The organism is Kitasatospora sp. NPDC097691 (assembly GCF_040302665.1).
In the GTDB taxonomy this organism is placed as follows: Bacteria; Actinomycetota; Actinomycetes; order Streptomycetales; family Streptomycetaceae; genus Kitasatospora.
On the sequence record NZ_JBEORY010000004.1, the window covers coordinates 181,962 to 205,609 of the forward strand.

General features: G+C 73.2%; 20 protein-coding genes. 10 read left to right on the plus strand and 10 right to left on the minus strand.

Annotated elements, in window-relative coordinates; genetic code table 11:
• The first annotated feature begins 95 nt into the window (after positions 1-95).
• Together ABTY56_RS04770 and ABTY56_RS04775 are read left to right on the plus strand one after the other, a co-directional pair.
• Positions 96-1,001, plus strand: a complete 906-nt coding sequence (locus ABTY56_RS04770; RefSeq protein ID WP_350626555.1) for an acyl-CoA thioesterase — start codon at positions 96-98, stop codon at positions 999-1,001.
• 90 nt (positions 1,002-1,091) lie between these two features.
• The gene (locus tag ABTY56_RS04775) at positions 1,092-1,742 is read left to right on the plus strand and encodes a TetR/AcrR family transcriptional regulator (RefSeq protein WP_350626557.1); all 651 of its coding nucleotides are present in this window, start codon (positions 1,092-1,094) and stop codon (positions 1,740-1,742) included.
• Positions 1,743-1,830: 88 nt separating this feature from the next.
• On the opposite strand, the gene ABTY56_RS04780 is transcribed toward ABTY56_RS04775, so the two are convergent.
• The gene (locus tag ABTY56_RS04780; protein ID WP_350626559.1) at positions 1,831-3,078 is read right to left on the minus strand and encodes a sulfite oxidase; all 1,248 of its coding nucleotides are present in this window, start codon (positions 3,076-3,078) and stop codon (positions 1,831-1,833) included.
• A 313-nt stretch (positions 3,079-3,391) separates the two neighbouring features.
• On the opposite strand from ABTY56_RS04780, the gene ABTY56_RS04785 reads away from it, so the two are divergent.
• From ABTY56_RS04785 to ABTY56_RS04795, 3 genes are all read left to right on the plus strand, one after another.
• On the plus strand, positions 3,392-4,174 hold the full coding sequence (locus ABTY56_RS04785) for an alpha/beta fold hydrolase (RefSeq protein WP_350626561.1): 783 nt from the start codon (positions 3,392-3,394) through the stop codon (positions 4,172-4,174).
• Positions 4,175-4,257: 83 nt separating this feature from the next.
• The gene (locus tag ABTY56_RS04790; protein ID WP_350626563.1) at positions 4,258-4,629 is read left to right on the plus strand and encodes a MerR family transcriptional regulator; all 372 of its coding nucleotides are present in this window, start codon (positions 4,258-4,260) and stop codon (positions 4,627-4,629) included.
• Between the two features lie 187 nt (positions 4,630-4,816).
• Entirely contained in the window at positions 4,817-5,002 is a 186-nt protein-coding gene (locus ABTY56_RS04795) for a hypothetical protein (protein WP_350626565.1), read from the plus strand.
• 232 nt (positions 5,003-5,234) lie between these two features.
• Here the strand turns inward: ABTY56_RS04795 and ABTY56_RS04800 are convergent, their stop codons facing one another.
• The gene (locus tag ABTY56_RS04800) at positions 5,235-7,136 is read right to left on the minus strand and encodes a DUF2398 family protein (protein WP_350626567.1); all 1,902 of its coding nucleotides are present in this window, start codon (positions 7,134-7,136) and stop codon (positions 5,235-5,237) included.
• 284 nt (positions 7,137-7,420) lie between these two features.
• On the opposite strand from ABTY56_RS04800, the gene ABTY56_RS04805 reads away from it, so the two are divergent.
• Positions 7,421-8,188, plus strand: coding sequence for a lysoplasmalogenase (locus ABTY56_RS04805; RefSeq protein WP_350626568.1), 768 nt, complete (start codon positions 7,421-7,423; stop codon positions 8,186-8,188).
• Positions 8,189-8,375: 187 nt separating this feature from the next.
• On the opposite strand, the gene ABTY56_RS04810 is transcribed toward ABTY56_RS04805, so the two are convergent.
• From ABTY56_RS04810 to ABTY56_RS04840, 7 genes are all read right to left on the minus strand, one after another.
• A complete protein-coding gene (locus tag ABTY56_RS04810; RefSeq protein ID WP_350626570.1) occupies positions 8,376-8,981 on the minus strand; it encodes a hypothetical protein in 606 nt (201 codons plus the stop codon).
• Between the two features lie 192 nt (positions 8,982-9,173).
• Positions 9,174-9,977 (minus strand): exodeoxyribonuclease III, encoded by an 804-nt coding sequence (locus tag ABTY56_RS04815; protein WP_350626572.1) that lies wholly within the window; start codon positions 9,975-9,977, stop codon positions 9,174-9,176.
• Positions 9,978-10,244: 267 nt separating this feature from the next.
• Positions 10,245-12,038 carry a gamma-glutamyltransferase gene (gene ggt / locus ABTY56_RS04820; RefSeq protein WP_350626574.1) on the minus strand — a complete coding sequence of 598 codons (1,794 nt, stop codon included), beginning with the start codon at positions 12,036-12,038 and terminating at the stop codon, positions 10,245-10,247.
• 313 nt (positions 12,039-12,351) lie between these two features.
• Complete coding sequence (locus ABTY56_RS04825) at positions 12,352-13,458, minus strand: ROK family glucokinase (RefSeq protein WP_350626576.1); 1,107 nt, start codon at positions 13,456-13,458, stop codon at positions 12,352-12,354.
• Positions 13,455-14,300, minus strand: coding sequence for an ATP-binding cassette domain-containing protein (locus ABTY56_RS04830; protein ID WP_350626578.1), 846 nt, complete (start codon positions 14,298-14,300; stop codon positions 13,455-13,457). Before ABTY56_RS04830 ends, ABTY56_RS04825 begins: the two co-directional genes overlap by 4 nt.
• On the minus strand, positions 14,297-15,343 hold the full coding sequence (locus ABTY56_RS04835) for an ABC transporter permease (RefSeq protein ID WP_350626580.1): 1,047 nt from the start codon (positions 15,341-15,343) through the stop codon (positions 14,297-14,299). The genes ABTY56_RS04830 and ABTY56_RS04835 overlap by 4 nt, the downstream gene beginning before the upstream one ends.
• Positions 15,340-16,353 (minus strand): sugar ABC transporter substrate-binding protein, encoded by a 1,014-nt coding sequence (locus ABTY56_RS04840; RefSeq protein ID WP_502893025.1) that lies wholly within the window; start codon positions 16,351-16,353, stop codon positions 15,340-15,342. Before ABTY56_RS04840 ends, ABTY56_RS04835 begins: the two co-directional genes overlap by 4 nt.
• A 368-nt stretch (positions 16,354-16,721) precedes the next feature.
• Between ABTY56_RS04840 and ABTY56_RS04845 the strand changes: the two genes are divergently transcribed.
• Positions 16,722-17,792, plus strand: a complete 1,071-nt coding sequence (locus ABTY56_RS04845) for an alpha/beta hydrolase (RefSeq protein ID WP_350626584.1) — start codon at positions 16,722-16,724, stop codon at positions 17,790-17,792.
• Positions 17,793-17,914: 122 nt separating this feature from the next.
• On the opposite strand, the gene ABTY56_RS04850 is transcribed toward ABTY56_RS04845, so the two are convergent.
• Entirely contained in the window at positions 17,915-19,507 is a 1,593-nt protein-coding gene (locus ABTY56_RS04850; protein WP_350626586.1) for a PucR family transcriptional regulator, read from the minus strand.
• Between the two features lie 383 nt (positions 19,508-19,890).
• Here ABTY56_RS04850 and ABTY56_RS04855 point away from each other — a divergent pair, with 383 nt between their 5' ends.
• Genes ABTY56_RS04855 through pucD form a run of 3 tightly spaced genes read left to right on the plus strand, consistent with a single transcriptional unit; the run spans position 19,891 to position 23,623 of the window.
• Positions 19,891-20,778 (plus strand): FAD binding domain-containing protein, encoded by an 888-nt coding sequence (locus ABTY56_RS04855; protein WP_350626588.1) that lies wholly within the window; start codon positions 19,891-19,893, stop codon positions 20,776-20,778.
• The gene (locus ABTY56_RS04860; protein ID WP_350525513.1) at positions 20,775-21,260 is read left to right on the plus strand and encodes a (2Fe-2S)-binding protein; all 486 of its coding nucleotides are present in this window, start codon (positions 20,775-20,777) and stop codon (positions 21,258-21,260) included. The genes ABTY56_RS04855 and ABTY56_RS04860 overlap by 4 nt, the downstream gene beginning before the upstream one ends.
• Positions 21,257-23,623 (plus strand): xanthine dehydrogenase subunit D, encoded by a 2,367-nt coding sequence (pucD, locus tag ABTY56_RS04865; RefSeq protein ID WP_350626590.1) that lies wholly within the window; start codon positions 21,257-21,259, stop codon positions 23,621-23,623. The genes ABTY56_RS04860 and pucD overlap by 4 nt, the downstream gene beginning before the upstream one ends.
• Positions 23,624-23,648 lie beyond the last annotated feature (25 nt).

Sequence of the window (23,648 nt, forward strand, 5' to 3'; positions counted from 1 at the left end):
AGCGCGAGACTGGAACAGGTTCTACAGACTCCTCGACCGCCGACGAGTTATCCACGTCACACCACGGCACGGTTGGCTTCTGCCACTATGACCTCGTGACCGACCTGACCGCACCGCCCGTCCCGGCCGTCCTGGACACCCGCCCGACCTCCCCGTTCGCCGAGCTGCTGGAGCTGGAGCAGCCAGACGAGAACACGTTTCGGGGCTTCTGCCACGCCGGCGCCCCGATGCGCGCCTTCGGCGGACACGTCGCCGCGCAGGCACTCGTCGCCGCCGGACGCACCTGCGAGGACCAGCTCACACCGCACTCCCTGCACGGCTACTTCCTGCTGCCCGGCGTCCCGACCCGGCCGATCGACTACGTGGTGGAACGCCTGCGCGAGGGCGTCACCTACACCACCCGACGGGTGACGGCGGTCCAGAAGCGGAACGAGATCTTCTCGCTCACCGTCTCCTTCAAGCGCCCGGAGCCGGCCAACGACCGCCAGCCCGCGATGCCGGCGCTGCCCGGCCCGGAGTCCCTGCCCGACGCCACCGCGCACTGGCCCGCAGAGCTGCGTGCGGCGGTCGCCGCGACCGGAGGCTTCCGCGACCTCGAACTGCGCTTCGTCCCGGCGGACACCCCCGGCCTGCCGCCGGCCGCGCCCGGCGCGCTCCAGCAGTTCGTCTGGATGCGCACCGCCTCCCGGCTCCCGGACGGCGCGCCGCTGCACGCCGCCGCCCTCACCTACCTGTCCGACCTCACCCTGGCCTCCACAGCCGGGCTGGACGAGCAGCCGAACTTCTTCCAGCGCAGCGGGCCGCCCACCCTGCTGATGGCCTCGCTGGACCACTCGATGTGGTTCCACCGGCCCTTCCGGGCCGACGACTGGCTGCTGTTCGCCCAGCGCAGCCCGTCCTCCTCGGACGGCCGCGGCCTGACGCTCGGCGAGTTCTACGACCGCGACGGCCGACTGGTCGCCTCGGCCGCCCAGGAGGCGCTGATCCGCCGGCTGACGTAGGGCCGCCGCGGCCCGGTGACCCGCGGGCGAACGGAAGGGGGCCGGTCGGCGTCATACTCCTGAGCGGCCCCGGCCCGTATCATGGTGCGGGTGACCAAGGTTGACCTGTCACCACGGCCGGTGGAGGCGATGTCTCCACGTCAGCTCGAACGCCGCGAAAGCCTGATCGCGGCCGCGCTCGCCCTGGTGAACGAGATCGGCGTCGAGCGGCTGCAGATGAAGCAGGTCTGCGAGCGGTCCGGAGTCGCCCTGGGGACGGCGTACCGCTACTTCTCGTCCAAGGACCACCTCCTGGCGGCGGCGATCGCCGAGTGGCACCGCCTGCTGCTGGCCGACCTGGTGGCCGAGCTGCGCGGGCCACGGGCCGGGCTGGGGGACACCGACCGGGCGGTCCGGTTCGTCCGGGGCGGGATGCGGGCGTACCAGCGGCAGCCCGAACTGGCCCGGCTACGGGTGGCCGTGGCCGCCTCCACCGATCCGTTCGCCAGCGAGGCGCTGCAGGGCATGGCCCGGGCCGACAGCACCGCCCTGCAGGCGGTGACGGCCGACGTGCCCGCCGCGTCCAGCGACCTGGTGCGGCACATCGTCGCCCACGCCTGGCAGGGCGAGCTGACCGCCTGGGTCACCGGCCGCACCACCCTCGGGGACGCCAGGCGGCGGCTGGAGGACGTGGTGCGACTGGTGCTGACCCCGTACGAGACGCCGTACCCGGCGCCGTACGAGGTCCAGTCCACCGGCTGAGCCCGTCCCGGCCCGGGGCCGGGCCGACGGTCGATCCTCAGGCGGGTCACGATCGGCGGCTCCGTCCTCCCCGGTCGGTCCGGCGCGGTCAGACCACCGTCACCGGGTGGGCCACCACCGCGCCGAACAGGTAGCCCTCCCGGTTGAAGACCGCCCGCTCGGGCTGGCCGTTGCCCCGGCGGTCCGTCGCGCGGGCGCGCAGCTCGTACCGGCCGGGCCGCCCGGGGTGCCAATCGAAGCTCCAGCGCGTCCAGTCGTCGGCGTGCGACCAGCCGTGCAGCTGGGCGCGCCGCCAGCTCCTTCCCCCGTCGGTGCTCACCTCGACCCGGCGCACCGCCGCCGTGCCGGACCACGACCGCCCGTGCAACCGGTGGAGGCGACCGGCCTCCAGCACCGCACCCGGGGCCAGTTCGAACGCGCTCCGGACCACCTGCGCGGTGAGCGGCGCACCGCCGCCGGGCGGGTGGTCGGGGCCGAACATCCGGTAGAAGTCGGTGTTCCACGGCGAGTGGAGCGGGTGGTCGGCGACCTCGATGCTGCCGACCCACTTGATCGAGGCGACGCCCACCCAGCCCGGCACCACCAGCCGCAGCGGCGCACCGTGGTCGGGGGTCAGCGGCTCGTCGTTCATCTCGTACGCGAGCAGCGCGTCCTCCAGGGCCTTGGCGATCGGCAGCGGACGGCGCACCGGGCCGTGGTCGACGCCGTCGACGACGTAGTGCGCGTCCAGGCCCGTCGGCAGCACGTCGACCGCCTCCGCCGTCAGCCCGGCCGCCCGAAGCACCTCGGCCAGCCGGACGCCCCGCCAGAGCGCGGAGCCGATCGCGCCGAGCGTCCACGGCGTGCCCGGGACGCGCCGGCCCTGCTGGCGGCGGAAGTAGTCACGGCCGTTCCCGGCGCACTCGATCACCGCACTGATCCGGGTCGCGGGCAGCGCCCGCAGCGCCGCCAGGTCGAACTCCACCGGCCGTCCGGCCGTCGGGGCGCCGCGCAGACCGCTGCCGAACAGCCGCAGCCGCCAGGCGTCGGCGTCGATCAGCGGAGTGCCGGTGTGGTTGCGGACGAAGAACCGCTCCACCGGCACGTGCCGACCGACGGTCGACCTCCCCTCGGCGTCACGCAGGGCCTCCCAGCGCATCTCGGCATTGGTGCCGTGCGGGACGAACCACTCGGCGGGCAGCGGCTTGACGATCCCCGACGTGGGATCACCGGGCGCGGCATCACCAGGCATGGCGTCACCGGGCGCGGCATCACCGGACGGAACGCTGCCGGACGGAACGCTGCCGGACGTGGCACCGCCGGACGCGACGTGGCCGGACGCGGCGTTTCCGGACATGGGGCCTGGCACCTCCTCGGCGACCACCCGGCCCGGGGCAACACCGGTGCGGCCGACGCGGGCACGGTGGGCGCCCCGGCGGCGGAGAGCGTTCGTACGGTGTCCAAACCGCACTCCGTGCTCCCAGCGTAGGCGTTCCTGCGCGGTACGTAACCACGGCGGGAGCGGCCGGCTCGTCTTTTGATGCGCCTCCGGGTCTCCGGCGCGCCTCCGGGCGTCCGGTCCGGTACCCGCGCGCTTGACCTTCCCACCGGTGTGAACGCCTACCGTCCTCGTTGCCGGGGGAAACCGCCGTCCACGAAGGAGCACCGTCATGCCTTCCACACCCGCCCCGCTCGCCCGGATCGTCCAGGGCTCCGGCCCCGGCCTGCTGCTCGCACACGGCGCCGGCGGCAGCGCCCGGGACAACTGGGGCCCACTGCTGCCCGACCTGGCCGTCCACCGCACCGTCGTCGCCCCCGACTACCCCGGCTCCGGTGACAGCCCGTCCGAACCCGGCCGCCCCACCCTGGACGAGCTGGCCGAGCGCCTGGTCGCGACCGCCGACGCGGAGGGCCTGGACACCTTCGACCTGGCCGGGTACTCGCTCGGTGCCGCCGCCGCCGTCCGGATCGCCACCCGCCACCCCGAACGCGTCCGCTCACTGCTGCTGCTCGCCGGTGTGGCCGGCGGGTCGGCCCGGATGCGGCTGCTCTCCGAGCTGATCGTCGACCTCGGCGAGCGGCCCGACGACCTCGCCCGACTGGTGCTCACCGTCGTGCTCGGCGAGACGTGGGTGGACGCCCTGCCCGCCGAACAGCTCGCGGGGCTGCAGGAGGCGCTCAAGTCCCCGCTGCCGGACGGCATCCGCCAGCAGTTCCGGCTCGCGGGCGAAGCCGACGTGCGGGCCGAGCTGGCCGCGATCGCCGTGCCGACCCTGGTCGTCAGCACCGCCGAGGACATGCTCGTCCCACCGTCCCAGCACCGCCTGCTGGCCGAGGGCATCCCCGGCGCGCGCTTCGTCCGACTCGCCAGTGGACACCTGCCGGTGGTCGAGGCGCTGCCCGAACTGCGCGCCGTGATGCTGGAGTTCGTCAAGGGCCTCGACGAGGGCTGACCGAGGGACCCGGCCGGGGCGGGCCGCTCCACGAGAGCCGAGCAGACGGGAACACCCCGGTCGGCGGCGGTGTTCGCCCGATCATGCGCATCGGAGAACTCGCCCGCCTGACCGGGGTGTCCACCCGGCTGCTCCGCTACTACGAGGAGCAGGGCCTGCTCCAACCCACCCGCACGACGGCCGGCTACCGCGAGTACGGCGAGGAGGACACCGTACGGGTGTGGCAGATCCGCAGCCTGCTCGCCGCCGGGCTGACCACCCGGGTCATCGGCGAACTGCTGCCCTGCGCCACGGGCCCGGTCCCCGTCCTGGAGGCCTGTCCGGACCTGCTCGCCATGCTGCGCGGCGAACTCGCCGACCTCGACGCCCGGATCGACGACCTCACCAGCAGCCGCCTCGCCCTCTCCCGCTACCTCGACACCGCGCACGACCCGGGCGCGGAGCACGCCGCCTGACGGGACGCGCCTCCACCGCCCGGGCCTCCGCCCGGGTCTCCGTCCGTGATCGGTCGACACCGCGCTGACCAGGGCGTACGCCCCGCTCGGGAGGGGTGGGGCGTACGCGGCCAACCGACGCCCAACCCCCGTCCGGACTTCACCCGCGCGTACCGACCGTTCACACCGCAGTGGCAACCTCCGGGTCATGAACGCCAGCCCTCAGGCGCCCTACCAGGAACCGCGCTTCCCGCTCCCGCAGCGGCACCGTCGTCTGCTCGCCTGCACCGCCGTCCTCGCCTCCATCGCCCTCGGCACCCTGGGCGTCGGCGCCACCGTGGAAACCGTCGAACACGGCTCCCTCGTCAGCGCCACCGCCACCACCGGCAAGTAACCGCAGCCCATCTCCCGGCACCGCCGCCCGCAGTTCGGGCGCGGTGCTTCTGCCTTCCCGGCCCCGTATCACCCACCTCGTGGCAGCGGCCCCGGAGCCGAACGGAAGTGACGGCCCGGAACCGGCACCGATCCGGCCGAACGGCCCGGGCACTGGTGACTGCTGGTCCGCCGCAACCGACGAAGCAGCGATCTGCGGCTGGAGCACCACCCCGCCGCCCGCAGGACGGGCGCTACGCCCGCTGCTCGGTCCGGGGGCCCGGGGGCGGCGGGATGAAGGGGGCCGGGCGGGAGTGGCGGCCGGTGCCTGGGGTGGGGTGGAGGTCCGGGGCGGGGGCGAAGCGGGCGGCGTGGGGGCGCAGGTGCCAGGTCGGGGGGCGCTTGGGCTGGGGGGTGGGGGTGATCAGACCGAGGCCGTGGAGGAGGTCCAGGGCGTCGCGGCGCAGGGCGGTGCGGTCGGAGAGGTAGCGGGCCGGGAGGCCGTACTCGTCGGTGATGTCGCCGAGGACGCCGTCTATCAGCGCGTCGGCGATCGGGACGTCGCCCTCGGTGGTCTCCGCGGGCAGCGGGCGGACCTCCTCGACCAGGCGCTCGACCAGCAGCAGGGTGGCCTGGGCGAGGGTGCCGGCGCCGGGGAGGGCGAGGTCGGTGAGTTCGGCGGCCGGGTCGAGCAGTGCGACGCCCTCGGCGCGTAGTTCGGTCTCCAGGCCGAGGAAGTCGGCGAGCGCGGCGGGACCGCTGAGCCGGTGCTCGTGCAGCCAGGTGCGGCAGTCCTCGGGGAGGTCGGCGGCGAGGACGGCGGGCGTCTCGGCGAGGAGGCGGCGGACGGCCGTGGCGGGTTCGGCCTCGGCGGCGCGGCGGACGAGGTCGGCGGCGTCGTCGGCCAGGGCGGGCGGGCCGACCGGGACGGCGCGGGCGAGGTCGCGGTCCACGGTCAGGACGAAGGCGTCGGAAGAGGCATCGGCGTCGGCGTCGGCCGGGGCGGCGGCAGAGGCGTCGGCGGCGGTGCCGGCCGGTAGTTCGCCGAGCACCTGCCATCCGGCCAGCGCGGCCAGCGCCATGTCGAGGTCGGCCGGGTCGGCGGTCAGCCCGGGTGCGGCGGCGCGCATCGCGTCGAGCAGCCGCCGGTACTCCAGCTGCTCCGGGGCGTCGACCAACAGTGCCAGGGCAAGGGCGAGTTGGGCGTAGCCGCCCGGGGTGAACGGTGCGCCGGTGGCGGGGTGTTCGAGGCGGCGGGCGGCGCCGGGGCCGAGGCCGGCCTTGCACAGCCGGGCGTGCCAGGGGCCGACGTCCAGGCGGTAGCCGAGCAGGGTGTCGAAGCGCTCGGCCAGCCAGTCGCGGTGACGACGGATCAACGGGAAGCCGTCGGCGTGCGGGCCGGAGGCGGTGACCAGCGGGTGCGCCAGCAACAGCCGGGCGGCGATCCGGCGTTCGGCGGCGGGAAGCTCCTCGCCGGAACGATCCTGCGCGACCACGAGCGGAGGCGGACCCACGCTCGCGGCCTCCTCCGACATCAGCGGGATGCGCTCGGGCTTGCGGTGCCTGCCGGGCCTGCCCGACTTGGCGCCTGACCGGACGACGGGCAGCTCGGCGGAGTCGCGCCGGGCGCGGCGCAGTCCGCCGTCGGCGCGGGTCTCGCGGGAGCGCGCGGACGCGAGTCCGTGGGCGGTGGGGCCGTGCCACCAGCTGACGTCGGGGTCGGCGGGCTCGGCGGGCGCGCCGAGGTGGCGGGCGGGGTAGAGCCCGAAGGACGCGGTGCAGAGGTCGTCGGCACTGCCGGGGGTGGCGGCCGCGAACCAGTGGGCCAACCGCAGCAGCCCCGGGTCGGGCGAGAGGGCGACGCCGTGGCCGGCACCGGCAGCCCGCGTGTCGTCGGCGCCGTCCGCGGCGCCGAGCCCGGGTTCCACGTCAGCGGCGTCAGCGGCGTCGGTGGTGCCAGTGGTGCCAGTGGTGTCGGAGGCGTCAGCGGTGCCGACGGCATCGAGGGCATCAAGGGCGCCGGCAGCCTCGGTCCGCACGGCTTCGCGTACGGCGAGGACGGCGGCGGCGGTTCCCCGACCTGCCCCGCCCGTACGTCCGTTCGGCCGACCGGCCGCCACCCGGGTGGCACCGACCGCGTACTCCTGCTGATCCATGTCGGGGTCCAGAGTAGACGGTGCCCGGGTCACCCGGTGGCAGCAACCGCCCTCCTGAGGAAGTCTCCGCAAGAGCCCTGGAATCGGCCGCCCTCGCTCCGCTCCTCGGCCGACCGTTCCCCGGCTTCCCCGTCACCCGCCCGACGCCGCCCGGGTTACGCACCGGTAACCTGCCCTTCCGGCCCCTGTTCGGCTCCCTTAGGGTCGGTACGGATCCCCCGCCCGTCCCTCGGAGGCCACGCGCGCATGAGCGAGCCCCGCGAGCGATTCACCAAGAGGTGCACATGAGCATTCGTACGACCACCCGTGCCGTCCTCGGTGCGCGCCTGCGGTCGGCCGGCGGCCTGCTGGGGGGATTCGCGGCCACCTCGGCGGCGCACCTCGGCTCGATCCTGTCCGGCGCGTCGGTGCTGCAGAACGCCACCAAGCCGGCGCTGATGCCGCTGCTGGCGGCGCACAGCGTGGTGGCGGCCAGGACCGCCGAGCGGGAGGCGCCGAAGCTGCTGGCGCCGGCGCTGATGTTGAGCGCGGGCGGGGACGTGCTGCTCCAGCTGAAGAACGACCCCGCGTTCCTGGCCGGCATGGGCTCCTTCGCGGCCGCGCACGTCTGCTACGTGACGATGTTCGTCCGGCACGGGGCACTCACCGACCGCCGGCGGGCCCTCGTGGTCGCGGCCGCGTACGCGACGGCCTGGGTGGCCCTGGTCGGTCAGCTCTGGCCGGACCTCGGGGACCTGCGGGTCCCGGTGGCCGGCTACAGCCTGCTGCTCACCTCGACGGCCGTCACCTCGGCCGGGCTGGGCTGGCGGACCGGGCTGGGCGGGGCGCTGTTCCTGCTCTCCGACACGCTGATCGCCACCAAGCTGGCGAAGTGGCGGGAGCTGCCGGGGCATCAGTTCTGGATCATGGCCACCTATGTGCTGGCCCAGTACCTGCTGGCCAGCGGCCTGCTCGCGCAGGAGGAGGGACGCGCACAGGAGGGCGGCCCCGCCGAACGGGCCGGCTTCGCCCAGCGGACCGCGCTCGCGCCGCTGGAGCCCCGCACCGTCTGACCCGGCGGACCTTCTGACGGCTCAGACCGCCCGCCACCCCGAACCACCCCACACCCCGAACCACACAGCACCGCGAACCACCCGGCCCGGTCCGGTCCGGTCCGGTCCGGCGGACCATCCGACACCGCACCGCGCCGCCGGACCCGTCAGGATCCGGCGGCGCGGCACAGGGCTGTCGGGGAGGCCATCAGGCACCGCGCCTCCGGAGCAGCCAGAAACCGCCGACGCCTCCCGCGACCAGGGCGAGGCCGCCGGCCAGCTCCGCCGGGTTCTCCGCGACCGAGCCGCCGAGGCCGGTCTGCACGGCGCCGTGCGGGGCGACCTGCTGGCTGCCGGCGCCGGACTGCCCGAGCGATCCGGCCCACTCCCCTGCCGCCTTGCCCCAGTCACCCAGGCTCTTGTCCGGCGTGGCGGGGCCGGCGGGGGCGGCGGAGGTGACGGTGGCGACGGTCACCGTGGTCGAGAAGGCGCCGCCGTCCGGGCAGGTGCCGTCGACCTTGCTGTCCCCGGACTGCTGGGAGGCCAACCGGGCGGAACCGGCGTGCTTGCCGTCGGGGCCGAGGGTGAGGGTCGCCGGGCCGCCTTCGAAGGCGGCGGAGTGGGCGGTGATGGTCTTGGCGTCGGGCTTGTCCGACTTCTCGCAGGAGACCGTGACCGTCACGGTCTGGCCCGGTGCGGCCTGGGACGGGCTGACCGAGGCCGAGCCGTCCCTGGCGGAAGCGAGGGGGGCCGTCAGGCCGGTCAGCGCCGTCGCGCCGATCAGGGCGGCGGCGGCCGTACGCATGGGGCGCATGCCGGAACCTCCGGGATTCTCGGGCACAGCCGGGGACACCCATGTCCACGTGGTCGATCAACTGCACCCGGTCATTCACCGACCGTAGGCATGCGCCCCGCGCTCAGCCAGCGCTCAGGACCGTTCGGGTTACGGCCCGCCACCCGGGGTAACCGGCGTGGTGACCCCGGCGCGCCGCGACGGCCGGGGTGCTCAGAGGTCGAGGTCCACCACGACCGGTGCGTGGTCCGAGGTGCCCTTGCCCTTGCGGGCCTCGCGGTCGACGTAGCTGTCGGTGACGGCGTCGGCGAAGGCCTTGTTGGCGTAGGTGAGGTCGATCCGCATGCCCCGGTTCTTGGGGAAGGCCAGCTGGCGGTAGTCCCAGTAGGTGTAGGGACGGTCGTACTTCAGCGGGCGCGGCACGACGTCGTGCAGGCCGATCTCGCCCAGGGCCTCCAGTGCGGCGCGCTCGACCGGGGTGACGTGGGTGAGGCCCTCGAAGGCGGCGACGTCGAAGACGTCCTCGTCGGACGGGGCGATGTTGAAGTCCCCGAGGACGGCGAACGGGCGGGCGCCGGCGGCGTCCTCGACGGAGGCCTTGCGCAGCGCCTCCAGCCACTCCAGCTTGTAGTGGTAGTGCGCGTGGCCGACCTCGCGGCCGTTGGGCACGTAGACCGACCAGACCCGGACCGGGCCGCAGGTGGCGGCGATGGCGCGCGGCTCGACGTCGGGCAGCAGGGCGCCGTCGGCGAGGTAGCCGGGCTGGCCGGGGAGGTCGCGCACGACGTCCTCCAGGCCGAGCCGGGAGACGATGGCGACGCCGTTCCACCGGCCGATGCCGTGCGCGGCCGTCTCGTAGCCGAGTTCGCGGACCTCGTCGTACGGGAAGGCGTCGGCCGCGCACTTGAGCTCCTGGAGGCAGAGCACGTCGGGCTTGGCGCTCGCCAGCCACTCCAGGAGCTTGGGCAGCCGCGCGGTGACGGAGTTGATGTTCCAGGTGGCGATGCGGACGGTCACGGCGGGCGGCCTTCCCGGTGGTTCGGTACGGACGGGGTGCTGACGGGTGCTGACGGGGTGGGCCCCCCTCGCGGGGGAGGCCCACCCCGAACATACCGCCCGGCACTGACAATCCGGACGGCCCCGGCGCACGGCCGCCGCCCGGGTCACGGGCAGGCGCACCGGTCGGCACACCGGTCAGCGCACCGGTCAGCGCACGGTCCACCGACCGCGTACCCACCGCGCACCGACCGCGCCACCGCCGGGGTCGGCGTCCGAAGGGCTCGGTCAGCGCGCGGGCCGGACCACCGCGGCCGAGCCGCCGCCGCGCCGCACCGGTTCGGCGGCGGCCACCCAGCGCCCGTCCGGCAGCCGCTCCACGCCCGTGGCGGCACCGATCTCCGCCACGGCGGTGAAGGCGTGCCCGAGCGCCTCCAGCCCGGCCCGCTCGGGCAGCGCCAGGAAGGCGGGCTCGGCCTGGGTCGCGGCGGTGTTGCGCTGGCTGGCGCGCGGCGCGGCGATCGCCTGCTCCAGGCTCAGGCCGCGGTCCAGCCGGCCGAGCAGCACCTGCAGGGTGGTGGTGATGATCGTCGCACCGCCGGGGCTGCCGGTGGCGAGGAAGGGCTCGCCGTCGCGCAGCACGACGGTCGGGGACATCGAGGAACGCGGCCGCTTGCCCGGGCCCGGCAGGTTGGGGTCGGGGACGCCGGGGGCGAGCGGGGTGAAGTCGAAGTCGGTCAGCTCGTTGTTGAGCAGGAAGCCCCGGCCGGGGACGGTGATGCCGCTGCCGCCGGTCTGCTCGATGGTGAGCGTGTAGGAGACGATGTTGCCCCAGCGGTCGGCGACCGTCAGATGGGTGGTGTTGGGGCCCTCGTACGGTTCGGCCACGGCCTGGCCGGTGTCGGCGCAGTCGGCCGGGTGGCGCGGGTCGCCGGGGGCGAGCGGGCTGGTGAGCGCGTGGTCGGGGCTGATCAGGCAGGCCCGGGAGGCGGCGTAGCGCTCGGACAGCAGCTGCCTGGTGGGAACGTCGACGGAGGCCGGGTCGCCGACCCAGCGGTTGCGGTCGGCGAAGGCGATCCGGGAGGCCTCCAGGAAGCGGTGGTAGTACTGCGCGCCGCTGTACGTGGCGACGTCGCCGCCGTCCTCCAGGATGTTCAACGCCTCGCCGACGGTGGTGCCGCCGGAGCTGGAGGGGGCCATCGAGTAGACGTCGTAGGCACCGTGGGCGACGTGGGTGGGGGCCTGGTCGGCGCGGACCCGGTAGGCGGCGAGGTCGGCGGTGTCCACCTTGCCGGGGCGGGCGTTGCGGCCGGAGGCCGGGTCGACCGGCGGGTGCTGCAGGGTGTTGACGATGTCCTCGGCCAACTTCCCCCGGTAGAAGGCCTTCACGCCGTCCTTGGCGAGCAGCCGGTAGGTGGCGGCGAGGTCCGGATTGCGCAGGACGCTGCCGACCTCGGGGGGCTTGCCGCCGGGCAGGTAGAGCGCGGCGGTGGCCGGGAAGTCCTTGAACCTGGCCTGGTTGTCGGCGGTCTGGCCACGGAAGGTCTCGTCCACGACGAAGCCGTTGTCGGCGATCCGCTCGGCGGGTTCGAGGGCCTGGGCGAGCGAGCGGGTGCCCCACTGGCGGAGTGCGGCGTCCCAGGTGGCCGGGGTGCCGGGGACACCGACGGAGAGGCCGCTGGTGACGGCGTCGGCGAAGGCCAGCGGCTTGCCGTCCTCCAGGAACAGCCCGGTGTCGGCGGTGCGGCCGGCGGTCTCCCGGCCGTCGATGGTGTGCACCCGGCCGGTGGCGTGGTCGTAGTAGACGAAGTACCCGCCGCCGCCGATGCCGGAGGAGTACGGCTCGGTGACCCCGAGGGCGGCTGCGGCGGCGACCGCCGCGTCGACGGCGTTTCCGCCGTTGCGCAGCACCTCGATCCCGGCGGCGGTGGCGTCGGCGTCGACGGTGGCCACCGCTCCGCCCCGGCCCACCGCCTCGGGCGCCTTCGGCGGCGGGGCCGCGGCTCCGGCCGGCAGCGCGGTGGACCAGATCAGCGCGGTGGTGAGCAGCAGTGGTGGTGCCAGACGGGCCAGAGCCCTCATCCGAGTCCTCCTGAGTCGACGTCAACTCAGTTGTTCCACAGGAGGGATGATCCGACAACCACACGGCGCCACTACCGGTGGGTAGTTGACGAGACGGAAGCAAACGGGCACCGACGGGGCGGACAGCCGACGATCGACGGCCGGCATCAGACAGCCGACGCCGGACAGCAGACAGCAGACAGCAGACAGAGTTCAGCGAACAGATTTCATCATCTGTTCGCTGAACTCTGTCCGCTGAAAGTCGTCCGCCACTCCCCCGGGCAGCACCCGGCGGCATCCCCTACAGCGCCCCCACCACGCGCCCGCAACCCGCCTACAGCGCGCTGCGCTCCACCCGCCGCCGCTTGATGGTTCGGAAGCGCCGGGCCACCTGGCGGGCGAGGTCGGCGGCGCCGACCAGGCCGGCGTCGTTACCGAGGGCGGCGTGCACGATGGCGGCCTCGGGGCGGAAGCCGCGGCCGGTGAGGGTGCGGCGGAAGGTGTCGCGGGCCGGCCCGAGCAGCAGGTCTCCGGCCTCCGAGACGCCGCCGCCGATGACGAAGCGGCCCGGGTCCAGCCCGGCGGCCAGGTTGGCGATGCCGACGCCCAGCCAGGTGCCGACCTCGTACAGCAGCTCGATCGCGGTCGGGTCGCCGTCCTGCGCGGCCTCGGTGACCAGCGGGCCGGTGATGCCCTCGACCGTCCCGCCCGCCCGGGCCAGCAGCGGCTGCACCACCGGGGACTCCTCGGCGACCAGCTCGCGCGCGTCGCGCACCAGCGCGTTGCCGGAGGAGTACTGCTCCCAGCAGCCGCGGTTGCCGCACGGGCAGCGGTGGCCGCCGGGCAGCACCTGCATGTGCCCGAACTCGCCCGCCAGCCCGTACTTGCCGCGGTCGACGTAGCCGTCCCGGACCACCGCGCCGCCGATACCGGTGCCCAGGGTGAGCATCACCATGTGGTCCTCGCCGCGCCCGGCGCCGAAGCGCCACTCGGCCCAGGCGGCGGCGTTGGCGTCGTTCTCCACGATCACCGGGAACCGCAGCCGCTCGCTGAGCGCCTGCTGCAGCGGCTCGTTGCGCCAGTTGAGGTGCGGGGCGAACAGCACCCGGGAGCGGTCGGCGTCGACCCAGCCGGCCGCGCCGATGCCGACGGCGTGGACGTCGTAGCGGTCGGCGAGCTGCAGCACCAGCTCGACGATGACGTCCTCGACCACCTTGGGGCTCTTGCTCTTGTCCGGCGTGTCGGTGCGCAGCTTCTCCAGCACCTTGCCCTCGCCGTCCACCACCCCGGCGACCACCTTGGTGCCGCCGATGTCGATGCCGATGGTGGGCAGTCGCAGTATCCCCGCGGGCAGGGCGCGGCGGCGGCGCTCGGCGCGCGGGCCGAGGCCGAGCAGGGTGGGCAGGACGGGCGGCCGGGTGCTGCCTTGAGGGCTGGTCACGGCTGCGGACGCTCCTCACGGGAGTCGGGGACGGAGGGACGGGCCAGCTCGTGCGACAGCTCGGCGAGGTCGGAGCCGCCGGCCATCTCGGTGGTGAGCTGTTCCAGGCTGATCTCGGCGCGCGGGTGGCTGCCCGCCATCCGGCCGCGCTTGAGCAGGGTGAAGTGGTCGCCGACCAGGTACGCGTGGTGCGGGTTGTGGGTGATCAGCACGACCCCGAGCCCGGCGTCGCGCGCGGCGGTGACGTACTTGAGCACCACCCCGGACTGCTTGACGCCGAGCGCCGCGGTGGGCTCGTCCAGGATCAGCACCTTGGCACCGAAGTGCACGGCGCGGGCGATCGCCACGCACTGGCGCTGGCCGCCGGACAGGGTGCCGATCGGCCGGTCGACGTCGTGCAGGTCGATGCCCATCTTCGCGAGGGCCTCGCGGGTGGTGGCGCGCATGCCGTCGGCGTCCAGGCGCAGGCCGCCCCAGCGGCGCGTGCCCCGCTCGGAGCCGAGGAAGAAGTTGCGCCAGACCGGCATCAGCGGGACGACGGCGAGGTCCTGGTAGACGGTGGCGATGCCGCGGTCCAGGGCCCGGCGCGGGGAGTCGAAGCGGACTTCCTCGCCGCCCACGGTGTAGCTGCCCTCGTCGTGCCCGTGCAGTCCCGAGATGATCTTGATCAGGGTGGACTTGCCGGCCCCGTTGTCGCCGAGCACGCAGCTGATCTCGCCGGCCCGCAGGGTCAGCGAGACGTCCTGCAGCGCCCGGACGGTGCCGTAGCTCTTGCCGACGCCGTCGAGGGAGAGCAGTTCGGTGCCCGCCTGTCCGGTACTCGTCGTGTGTTCGGTGTTCATCGCGGCCCCCGCTCGGCCCGGCGCTTGACGTAGGCGTTCAGCAGCGCGGCCAGCAGCAGCATCGCGCCGAGGAAGAACTTGAACCAGTCCGGGTTCCACTCGGCGTAGATGATCCCCTTGCTGGCCATGCCGAAGATCAGCGCGCCGAGCGCGGAGCCGACCACCGAGCCGTAGCCGCCGGTGATCAGGCAACCGCCGATGACGGCCGCGACGATGTAGATCAGCTCGTTGCCGACACCCTCGCCGGACTGCACCGTGTCGAAGGAGAACAGCAGGTGCTGGCCCAGCACCCAGGCGCCGAAGCCGACGCCCAGGTAGAGCACGGTCTTCGTCCGGGCGACCGGCACGCCGACCGCGCGGGCGGCGTCCGCGTCACCGCCGACGGCGAAGATCCAGTTGCCGAAGCGGGTGCGCAGCAGCACCCAGCTGCCGACCACGAGCAGGCCCAGCCACCACCACACGGTGGCCTTGACGGTCAGTCCGCCGATGGTGACCTCGGAGGCGAACAGCCACCGGCAGGACTCGAAGCCCTGCATGTCGGCGATCGACTTGGTGGAGACGGTGCCCGAGATCGCCTTGGTGAGGCCCAGGTTGGCACCGGTCAGCATCAGGAAGGTGCCGAGGGTGACGATGAAGCTGGGCAGCTTGGTGCGGCCGAGCATCCAGCCGTTGAACCAGCCGATCGCCAGCGTGGTCGCGAGCGAGACCAGCACGCCGACCCAGGTCACCGCGGTGAGCTGGTACGAGACCATCGAGGAGGTCAGCGCGGCGGTGGTGACCAGTACGCCGGCCGAGAGGTCGAACTCGCCGCCGATCATCAGCAGCGAGACCGGCACCGCCATGATCCCGATGGTGGACGCCGCATAGAGCACGGTGCCCAGCGAGGAGAGCCGCAGGAAGGGCTCGGCGACGACGGCGAAGACCAGGAAGACCGCGACGGCGGCGATCAGCGAACCCAGCTCCGGGCGGGCGAGGAGCCGCCGCAGGGCCGCCGGGCGGTCCTGGGTCAGGCCGTCCTGGGCGAGGAGGTCCGGGCTGCTCACCGGGTCCCCCTCGCGACGTACTCGGCGAGCGCGTCGGCGTTCTCCTTGGTGAGGATCTGCGGGCCGGTCTCGACCGGCTTGCCCCCGCCGAGCATGTCCAGGTTGGACTTGTAGAGCCAGAGCAGGTCGACGCCCTCGTAGCCCTGGAGGTAGGGCTGCTGGTCGACGGCGAAGCCGACGCTGCCGGACTTGAGCCCGGCCACCACCTGCTGTCCCAGGTCGAAGGTGTCCAGCTCGACGGGGCGGCGGGCGTCCTGGATGGCCTGCAGACCGGTGGCCGCCATCGGGCCGGAGAGGGTGAGCACGGTGTCGATGGTCGGGTCCGCCTGGAGCTTGGCGGAGACCGCGGCGCGGGCGTCGGGCATGTCGACGCCGTTGACGTAGAGCACCTGGAAGGATCCGCCGGCCTTGGACTGGGCGCCGGAGCAGCGCTGCTCCTGGCCGACGTTGCCCTGCTCGTGGATGACGCAGAGCACGTTCTTGCGGCCGCGCGCGGCCAGCTCGGCGCCGGCCGCCTGGCCGGCCGTGGACTCGTCCTGGCCGATGTGGGTGAGGGCGCCGAACTTCTGGGAGTACTCCTGCCCGGAGTTGATGGTGATCACGGGAATGCCGGCCGCCTTGGCCTTGGCGAGGACGTCGGCCATGGCGTCGCCCTTGGCGAGGGTGACCAGCAGGCCGTCGACCTTCTGGTCGATGGCCGCCTGGACGAGCTGGACCTGGTTCTGGGTCTGCGCGTCGTTGGAGTACAGGAAGGTGATGTTGTCCTTGGCGGCGGCCTGCTCGGCCCCCTTGCGCACGGTGTCCCAGAAGGCGTCGCCGGCGCCGGAGTGGGTCACCATGGCGACCTTCCAGCGCGGGGTGGTGACGGCGCTGCCGCCGGCGGCCGCGGCCTTGGCGCGGGCCTCCTCGGCGCGTCTGCCTCCGGTACTGCTGCAGCCGGCCGCGGTGATCGCGAGGGCCAGGACGGCGCACACGGGCCAGAAGCGTCGGGACGGGCGAAAGCGGGTGATGCTCATCCCCATAGTCTCCCTGGCCCGCCCGCGCGCGATCGCACCGCCTCGCCCGGCGGCCGGAACGCCCTGGGAGGTAAGGTGCCCCGGGGGACCTTTCCTGGAAGTTCGCTGAACATCTGGTCCGGACGACCTTCGTCCGGATGACAGACTAGGCGCCGATCCGAAGGGGGTTCATCACGAGAACGTGATGTTCCTCTCAGGTTCCGCACAGATTCGGACGGCAACCGATCTTCGGTTCTCATCCGTCTGATGACATTGACGTGCGTTCGGGCGACTGGGGCCCGGGCGGCGAGCGACCCGGATACGAGAACGCGATGGAACTGACAGGTACGCCATTCCTCATCCTCACCGTCATTCTTGTGCCGGTGTCCATCACAGTGGCGTTGCTGTTCTGGGGGAAGGTCGGCGGTCCTCAGCCGGTGAAGGCCCTCACCCGGATCGTCATGATCATGTTCTGCCAGGTCACGGCCGTGCTGATGGTCTTCGTGATGGTCAACAACGCCAACCTGATCTACGGGAGCTGGGACGACCTGCTCGGCACCGGCAACCACGTCCGCGCCGTGCCCCCGGTGCCGCCGGCGGACGCGGCCGGCGGGAGCGGTGACGCCGCCAAGGAGCCCCCGAAGGTGAAGCAGAGCTTCGGCGGCGTGAACGACCCGGCGGTACCCAACGACGTGCAGAAGACCAGCCTCAAGGGCCAGGTCTCCGGCGTCGACGGCGAGGTGCTGGTCTGGCTGCCGCCGCAGTACAACGACCCGGCGTTCAAGGACAAGAAGTTCCCCGTGGTCGAGCTGATCCCGGGCTTCCCCGGCTCCTCCTCCACCTGGTACGGCACGCTCAAGGTCTCCGAGCAGCTCAAGCCGCTGATGCAGCAGGGCAAGGTCGCCCCGTTCATCCTGGTCTCGCCGCGCACCCTGCTGCTCGGCAGCAACCAGGACGCCGGCTGCACCGACATCCCCGGCAAGATCAACGCCGATGCCTGGATCACCCGGGACGTCCCGCAGATGGTGCTGGACAACTTCCGCGCCGACCCGTCCGCGGACCGCTGGGCGATCGCCGGCTACTCGGCCGGTGCGCACTGCGCGGCCAAGCTCTCGCTGGCCCACCCCAACCGGTACCGCGCCGCCATCGCGATGTCCGGCTACAACGACCCGGCGACCGAGAAGGACTCGCTGGTCGGCAAGGACCCCAAGCTGCGCGAGGCCAACAACCCGGTCACCATCCTGAAGGCCGCCCAGCAGCCGCCGAAGGTCGCCATGCTGATCAGCGGCGCCAAGGGCGACGGCTACGAGGACGGCGAGGCGATCCGCGCCGCCGCCAAGGCCCCGACCACCGTCCAGGTCGAGGAGGGCACCGGCCCGCACACCACCGAGATGTGGAAGAAGATGGTCCCGGGCGCCTTCCAGTGGCTGACCTCGATCATCCCGGCCCAGTAGCGGCCGACCGCACGACGGTCTGACGGTCCGACCGGCCGACGACCGGCCGACTGCACGAACCTGACGACGAGGGCCCGCCGCGAGATCGATCGCGGCGGGCCCTCGCGCGTGCCGAAGCCCCGTCAGGCCAGTTCGAGCGCCAGGTAGAAGTCCACCCGGTCCTCCAGCCGGGAGAGGTCACGCCCGGTCAGCTCCTCGATCCGGCCTATCCGGTACCGCAGGGTGTTCACGTGGACGTGCAGCTGCGCGGCGCAGCGGGTCCAGGAGCCGTCCGAGCGCAGGAACGCCTCCAGGGTCCGGACGAGGTCCGCCTGGTGCTCGATGTCGTACGCGATCACCTTGTCCAGCAGGCGGCTGCGGAAGGCACGGCGGACCTCGTCCGGGACGGCGGCCAGCAGCAGGACGTGCGAGGCGAGTTCCTCCGGGCCCGCGACGCAGACCCGGCCGACCCGGGAGGCGGCGATCCGGCGGGCGTGCCGGGCCTCCTCCAGGGCGCCGCGCAGGCCGCCGGCCTCGGAGGCGGGGGCGGAGACCCCGAGGGTGATCCGGCCCTCGGAGCCGAGCCCGGCCTCCAGCGGGGCGAGCAGGTCGCGCAGGGTGTCGGCGGGCACCGGGCTGTCCGGGGCGGGCAGCACCACGACGGCGCCGGCGCCCGTCCCGGCGACCAGGGCGCGGTCGGAGGCGGCGCCGAGCGCCTCCTCCAGGACGGCCCGGACGGTGCCCTCGGGCAGGCCGGTGCCCTCGGCGCTGAGTACCAGCCAGGAGCCGTCCTCCGTCTGGGACTTGGACTCGGTGCCCTCGTAGCGGGCGGCCATCGCCGAGGAGGCGTACAGGGTGCGGCTGATCTCGGCCGGGTCGGCGTCGCGGCGCAGCAGGGCGAGCACCTCGTCGGCGAGGCGGCGGCGCAGTCGGCGGCCCTCGTCGCGGCGGTGGCGCTCGGCGGCGACCAGTCGGGCCAGGTTCTCGGCGAGCTGCTGGCGCTTGGTGGTCCACTCGGTGATGTCGCCGGCGACCGCGAGCATCCAGTCGGCCAGCGACACCTCGTGCTCGGCGGAGGCCACGGCGGGCAGCAGCGAGTAGGAGCCGGCGGCCAGACGGACCCGGTGCGGGGGGCGACGGCGCTGGCGCTGGGCGGCGAGGTGGGCGCGCACCAGCTGGTCGCGGTCCTCGGCGGAGAGCCGGTCGGCGGGGCCGGCGATCACCGCGCCGGTGGGGGCGAGCACCCAGCAGTCCAGGTCGAGGTCGCCGCCGAGCAGGTCGAGCACCGCGTCCAGCCCGCCGCCGCCGGCCGCCGAGACGAGCAGGCGGTGCCGGTCGACCAGGGCGGCGAGATCGGCGGCGCGGTCGGCGGAGACCTGACGGCCGATGAACTCGGTGACGGTGCCGAAGGCGATGTCGTCGGGGACGGCCAGCAGCGGCATCCGGTGGCGGCGGCAGGCCTCGACCAGGTCCTCGGGAACCGGGCCGACCTCGGCCTCGCCGGCCGCGAGGGCGACCGCGCCGCCGGCCGCGAGGGTCCGCACGAAGCGCTCGGAGTCGGCCGGGACGGTGCGCCAGAGCATGCCGGTGAGCACCAGTTCGCCGCCGTGCAGGTAGCGGCCGGGGTCCTGCAGGTCCGTCGTCATCACGCCGCTGACCTGCCGGTCCAGCTCTTCCTCGGCCGCGAGCAGGCGCAAGCGCGGGGCGCCGGGGGCGAGCAGGTCACGGACACGCATCCGCGGACTCCTTTGGGGCTGGATCGAGGGGATCGGGGGGATTCGGGCGGGGGTTCGGGCGGGGGATCGGGGGGAAGGGGCACCGGGCCTTCGGTCCGGGGGTCACAGTGTGCCCGAACATCCGTGCTCGGCGTTACGCACCAGCGGGTGCCCGGATCACGGGCCCGTAGCCCGTCCGTCACGGCCGGATTACGGTCGTAGGTAGCACCCGGCGAACACCTGGGCTGCGAGATTCTGCTCCTTAGAGGAACGTACAGGATGCCGGGCGGGACCACAGCCGGGGCTTCATGCCATCGGTGACTGCCAGTGGGCCGCGTCACAGGAGTTCACTGGGCGACACGCCGCCGGACACCCGGCGGGCGACGACTTGAGGAGACACCCGCATGGAGTTCCTTCGGCCCGCCACCTGGGACGAGGCACTCGCGGCGAAGGCTGAGTACCCGACCGCACTGCCCATCTCGGGCGGGACGGACGTCATGGTCGAGATGAACTTCGACGTGCACCGGCCATCCGCGATTCTCGATCTGAACCGCATCACCGAGCTCACCGAATGGTCCAACGACGGCAGCGTCGTCAAGCTCGGCGCCTCGGTCCCCTACACCCGGATCATCGACGAGCTGTCCGGGCCGCTGCCCGGTCTCGCCCTGGCGGCCCACACCGTCGGCTCGCCGCAGATCCGCAACCGCGGCGGCGTCGGCGGCAACCTCGGCGGCGCCTCGCCGGCGGGTGACGCGCACCCCGCGCTGCTGGCGGCCGGGCGGGACGTGTTCGTCGAGGCGGCTTCGGTGCGCGGCACCCGGATGATCCCGATCGACGAGTTCTACGTCGGCGTGAAGCGCAACAGCCTGGAGGCCGACGAGCTGATCCGGGCGGTGCACATCCCGGTGGCGGACGGCCCGCAGCAGTTCTCGAAGATCGGCACCCGCAACGCGATGGTGATCGCGGTCTGCGCCTTCGGCTTCGCCCTCCACCCGAAGAACGGCACCGTCGGCACCGGTATCGGTTCGGCTGCCCCCACGCCGCGCCGCGCCGTCGAGGCCGAGGAGTACCTGCAGGGCGTGCTCGCCGAGCGCGGGCTCTGGGAGTCCGGCGAGCTGCTGGGCGCCGAGGTGATCCAGCGGTTCGGCGAGCTGGTGAAGGCCGCGGCCTCGCCGATCGACGACGTCCGGGGCACCGCCGACTACCGGCGCCACTCCCTGGCCGTGATGGCCCGCCGCACCCTCACCTGGTGTTGGAACGACTACGGCAAGCAGATCAGGAGTGCGGCATGAGGGTCACTTTCACCGCCAACGGCAAGCCGGTCGAGGCCGACGACGTGTGGGAGGGCGAGAGCCTGCTCTACGTGCTGCGCGAGCGGGTCGGCCTGCCGGGCTCGAAGAACGCCTGTGAGCAGGGCGAGTGCGGCTCCTGCACGGTCTACCTGGACGGCGTCCCGGTCTGCTCCTGCCTGGTCGCGGCCGGCCAGGTGCAGGACCGCGAGGTCCGCACGGTCGAGGGGCTGAGCGAGGAGAACGGCGAACTGGGCCTGGTCCAGCAGGCGTTCATCGACGCCGGCGCCGTCCAGTGCGGCTTCTGCACCCCCGGGCTGCTGGTGCAGACCGACGCCCTGCTGGAGCACGACGCCCAGCCGAGCGACAACGACATCCGCGAGGCGCTGTCCGGCAACCTGTGCCGCTGCACCGGCTACGAGAAGATCATGGACGCGGTGCGGCTCGCCTCGGCCCGCAAGTGCGCCGGGAAGGGTTCGGCATGACCACGAGGACCATCCAGGGCCAGAAGAACCTGCAGAACATCAACCAGGCGTCCAAGGACGGCATCGGCGGCTCGCCGCTGCGCCCGGACGGCAACCTGAAGGTCAGGGGCGAGTTCGCCTACTCCTCGGACATGTGGCACGAGGACATGCTGTGGGGTATGGCGCTGCGCTCGCCGCACCCCCGCGCCGACATCCTCTCGGTGGACATCTCCGAGGCGCTCAAGGTGCCCGGCGTGTACGCGGTGCTGACCCACGAGGACATCCCCGGCGCGAAGTACTACGGCCTGGAGATCCAGGACCAGCCGGCCCTGGCCATCGACAAGATCCGGTACCACGGCGAGGCGATCGCGCTGGTCGCCGCCGACCACCCGGAGACGGCCCGCCGCGCGGTGAAGAAGATCAAGGTCGAGTACGAGGTGCTCACCCCGATCGTCACCGAGGAGCAGTGCCTCGACCCGGAGACGCACGGCTACGTCCACGAGCCGCACGAGTACAAGTCGCACGCGTACGGCAACATCTGCCACGAACAGAAGCTGGTCTCCGGCCGCGGCGTGACCGACGAGGTACGGGCGCTGGCGGACGTCATCGTCAGCGGCGACTACGAGGTCGGCATGCAGGACCAGGCCTTCCTCGGGCCCGAGTCCGGCCTGGCGGTGCCCGCCGAGGACGGCGGCATCGACCTCTACATCGCCACCCAGTGGCTGCACGTGGACCGCGAGCAGATGGCCCCGGTGCTGGACCTGCCCGAGGAGAAGGTCCGGCTCACCCTGGCCGGCGTCGGCGGCGCCTTCGGCGGCCGCGAGGACATCTCGATGCAGATCCACGCCTGTCTGCTGGCCCAGCACACCGGCAAGCCGGTCAAGATCGTCTACTCCCGGGACGAGTCCTTCTACGGCCACGTGCACCGCCACCCGGCGAAGATGCACTACGAGCACGGCGCCACCCGCGACGGCAAGCTGGTCTTCGCCGACTGCCGGATCGTGCTGGACGGCGGCGCCTACGCCTCCGCCTCGCCGGCCGTGGTCGGCAACGCGGCCTCGCTCGGGCACGGCCCGTACGTCATCCCGAACGTCCGGATGCACGCCATCGCGCTCTACAGCAACAACCCGTCCTGCGGGGCGATGCGCGGCTTCGGCGCCGTCCAGGCGGCGTTCGGCTACGAGTCGCAGATGGACAAGCTGGCGGTCGAACTGGGCATGGATCCGGTGGAGTTGCGGCAGCTGAACGCGATGTCGGAGGGCGACTTCATGCCCACCGGCCAGCAGATCGACTCGCCCGCGCCGGTGGCCGACCTGCTGCGCCGGGCGAAGGAGATGCCGCTGCCGCCGCCGCTGGACACCGATCACCTGGACGTGCGGGCGCTGCCCGGCGCGCTGTCCAACACCTCGCACGGCGAGGGGATCGTGCGCGGCGTCGGCTACTCGGTCGGCATCAAGAACGTCGGCTTCTCCGAGGGCTTCGACGACTACTCCACGGCCCGGGTGCGGCTGGAGGTCATCGGCGGCGAGCCGGTCGCGATGGTGCACACCGCGATGGCCGAGGTCGGCCAGGGCGGCGTCACCGTGCACGCCCAGATCGCCCGCACCGAGCTGGGCGTCGAGCAGGTCACCATCCACCCGGCCAACACCGAGGTGGGATCGGCCGGTTCGACCTCGGCCTCGCGCCAGACGTACATGACCGGTGGCGCGGTGAAGCTGGCCGCCGAGGCGGTCCGGCGGGAGCTGATCGACAAGGGCCGCCGGCGCTACGGCTGGACCCACAAGGACATCGTGCTGGCCGGCGGCAAGGTCGTCTCGGAGAGCGCCGGCATCCTGGTCTCCATGGTGGACCTGCTCGGCGACGAGGCCATCGACCTCACCCGCGAACACCACCACCGACCCACCCAGCCCTTCGACAAGGAGACCGGCCAGGGCTTCGGCCACGTCCAGTACACCTTCTGCGCCAACCGCGCCGTGGTGGACGTGGACGTGGAGCTGGGCCTGGTCAAGGTGGTCGAGCTCACCGCCGTCCAGGACGTCGGCAAGGCACTCAACCCGCTCTCCGTGGTCGGTCAGATCCAGGGCGGCTGCACCCAGGCGCTCGGCCTCGCGGTGATGGAGGAGATCATCGTGCGGGACGGCAAGGTCCGCAACGCCTCCTTCACCGACTACCTGATCCCCACCATCCTGGACACCCCGCCGATTCCGGTGGAGGTCCTCGAACTTCCCGACCCCCACGCGCCGTACGGGCTGCGCGGGGTCGGTGAGGCGCCGACCGTCTCGGCGACGCCGTCCATCGTGGCCGCCATCCGCAACGCCACCGGTCTCGCGCTCAACCGGATCCCGGTCCGCCCCGAGCACCTGACCACCGAACAGCCCGGCTGATCCCGGCAGTTCACGCTTCCCCGGG

Coding starts and splice junctions, on each gene's coding strand:
- ABTY56_RS04780 (WP_350626559.1), bottom strand. CDS start 3,078: ATGTCCGGAAACGCCGCGTCCGGCCACGTCGCGTCCGGCGGTGCCACG.
- ABTY56_RS04785 (WP_350626561.1), top strand. CDS start 3,392: ATGCCTTCCACACCCGCCCCGCTCGCCCGGATCGTCCAGGGCTCCGGC.
- ABTY56_RS04790 (WP_350626563.1), top strand. CDS start 4,258: ATGCGCATCGGAGAACTCGCCCGCCTGACCGGGGTGTCCACCCGGCTG.
- ABTY56_RS04795 (WP_350626565.1), top strand. CDS start 4,817: ATGAACGCCAGCCCTCAGGCGCCCTACCAGGAACCGCGCTTCCCGCTC.
- ABTY56_RS04800 (WP_350626567.1), bottom strand. CDS start 7,136: ATGGATCAGCAGGAGTACGCGGTCGGTGCCACCCGGGTGGCGGCCGGT.
- ABTY56_RS04805 (WP_350626568.1), top strand. CDS start 7,421: ATGAGCATTCGTACGACCACCCGTGCCGTCCTCGGTGCGCGCCTGCGG.
- ABTY56_RS04810 (WP_350626570.1), bottom strand. CDS start 8,981: ATGCGCCCCATGCGTACGGCCGCCGCCGCCCTGATCGGCGCGACGGCG.
- ggt (WP_350626574.1), bottom strand. CDS start 12,038: ATGAGGGCTCTGGCCCGTCTGGCACCACCACTGCTGCTCACCACCGCG.
- ABTY56_RS04830 (WP_350626578.1), bottom strand. CDS start 14,300: ATGAACACCGAACACACGACGAGTACCGGACAGGCGGGCACCGAACTG.
- ABTY56_RS04850 (WP_350626586.1), bottom strand. CDS start 19,507: ATGCGTGTCCGTGACCTGCTCGCCCCCGGCGCCCCGCGCTTGCGCCTG.
- ABTY56_RS04855 (WP_350626588.1), top strand. CDS start 19,891: ATGGAGTTCCTTCGGCCCGCCACCTGGGACGAGGCACTCGCGGCGAAG.
- ABTY56_RS04860 (WP_350525513.1), top strand. CDS start 20,775: ATGAGGGTCACTTTCACCGCCAACGGCAAGCCGGTCGAGGCCGACGAC.
- pucD (WP_350626590.1), top strand. CDS start 21,257: ATGACCACGAGGACCATCCAGGGCCAGAAGAACCTGCAGAACATCAAC.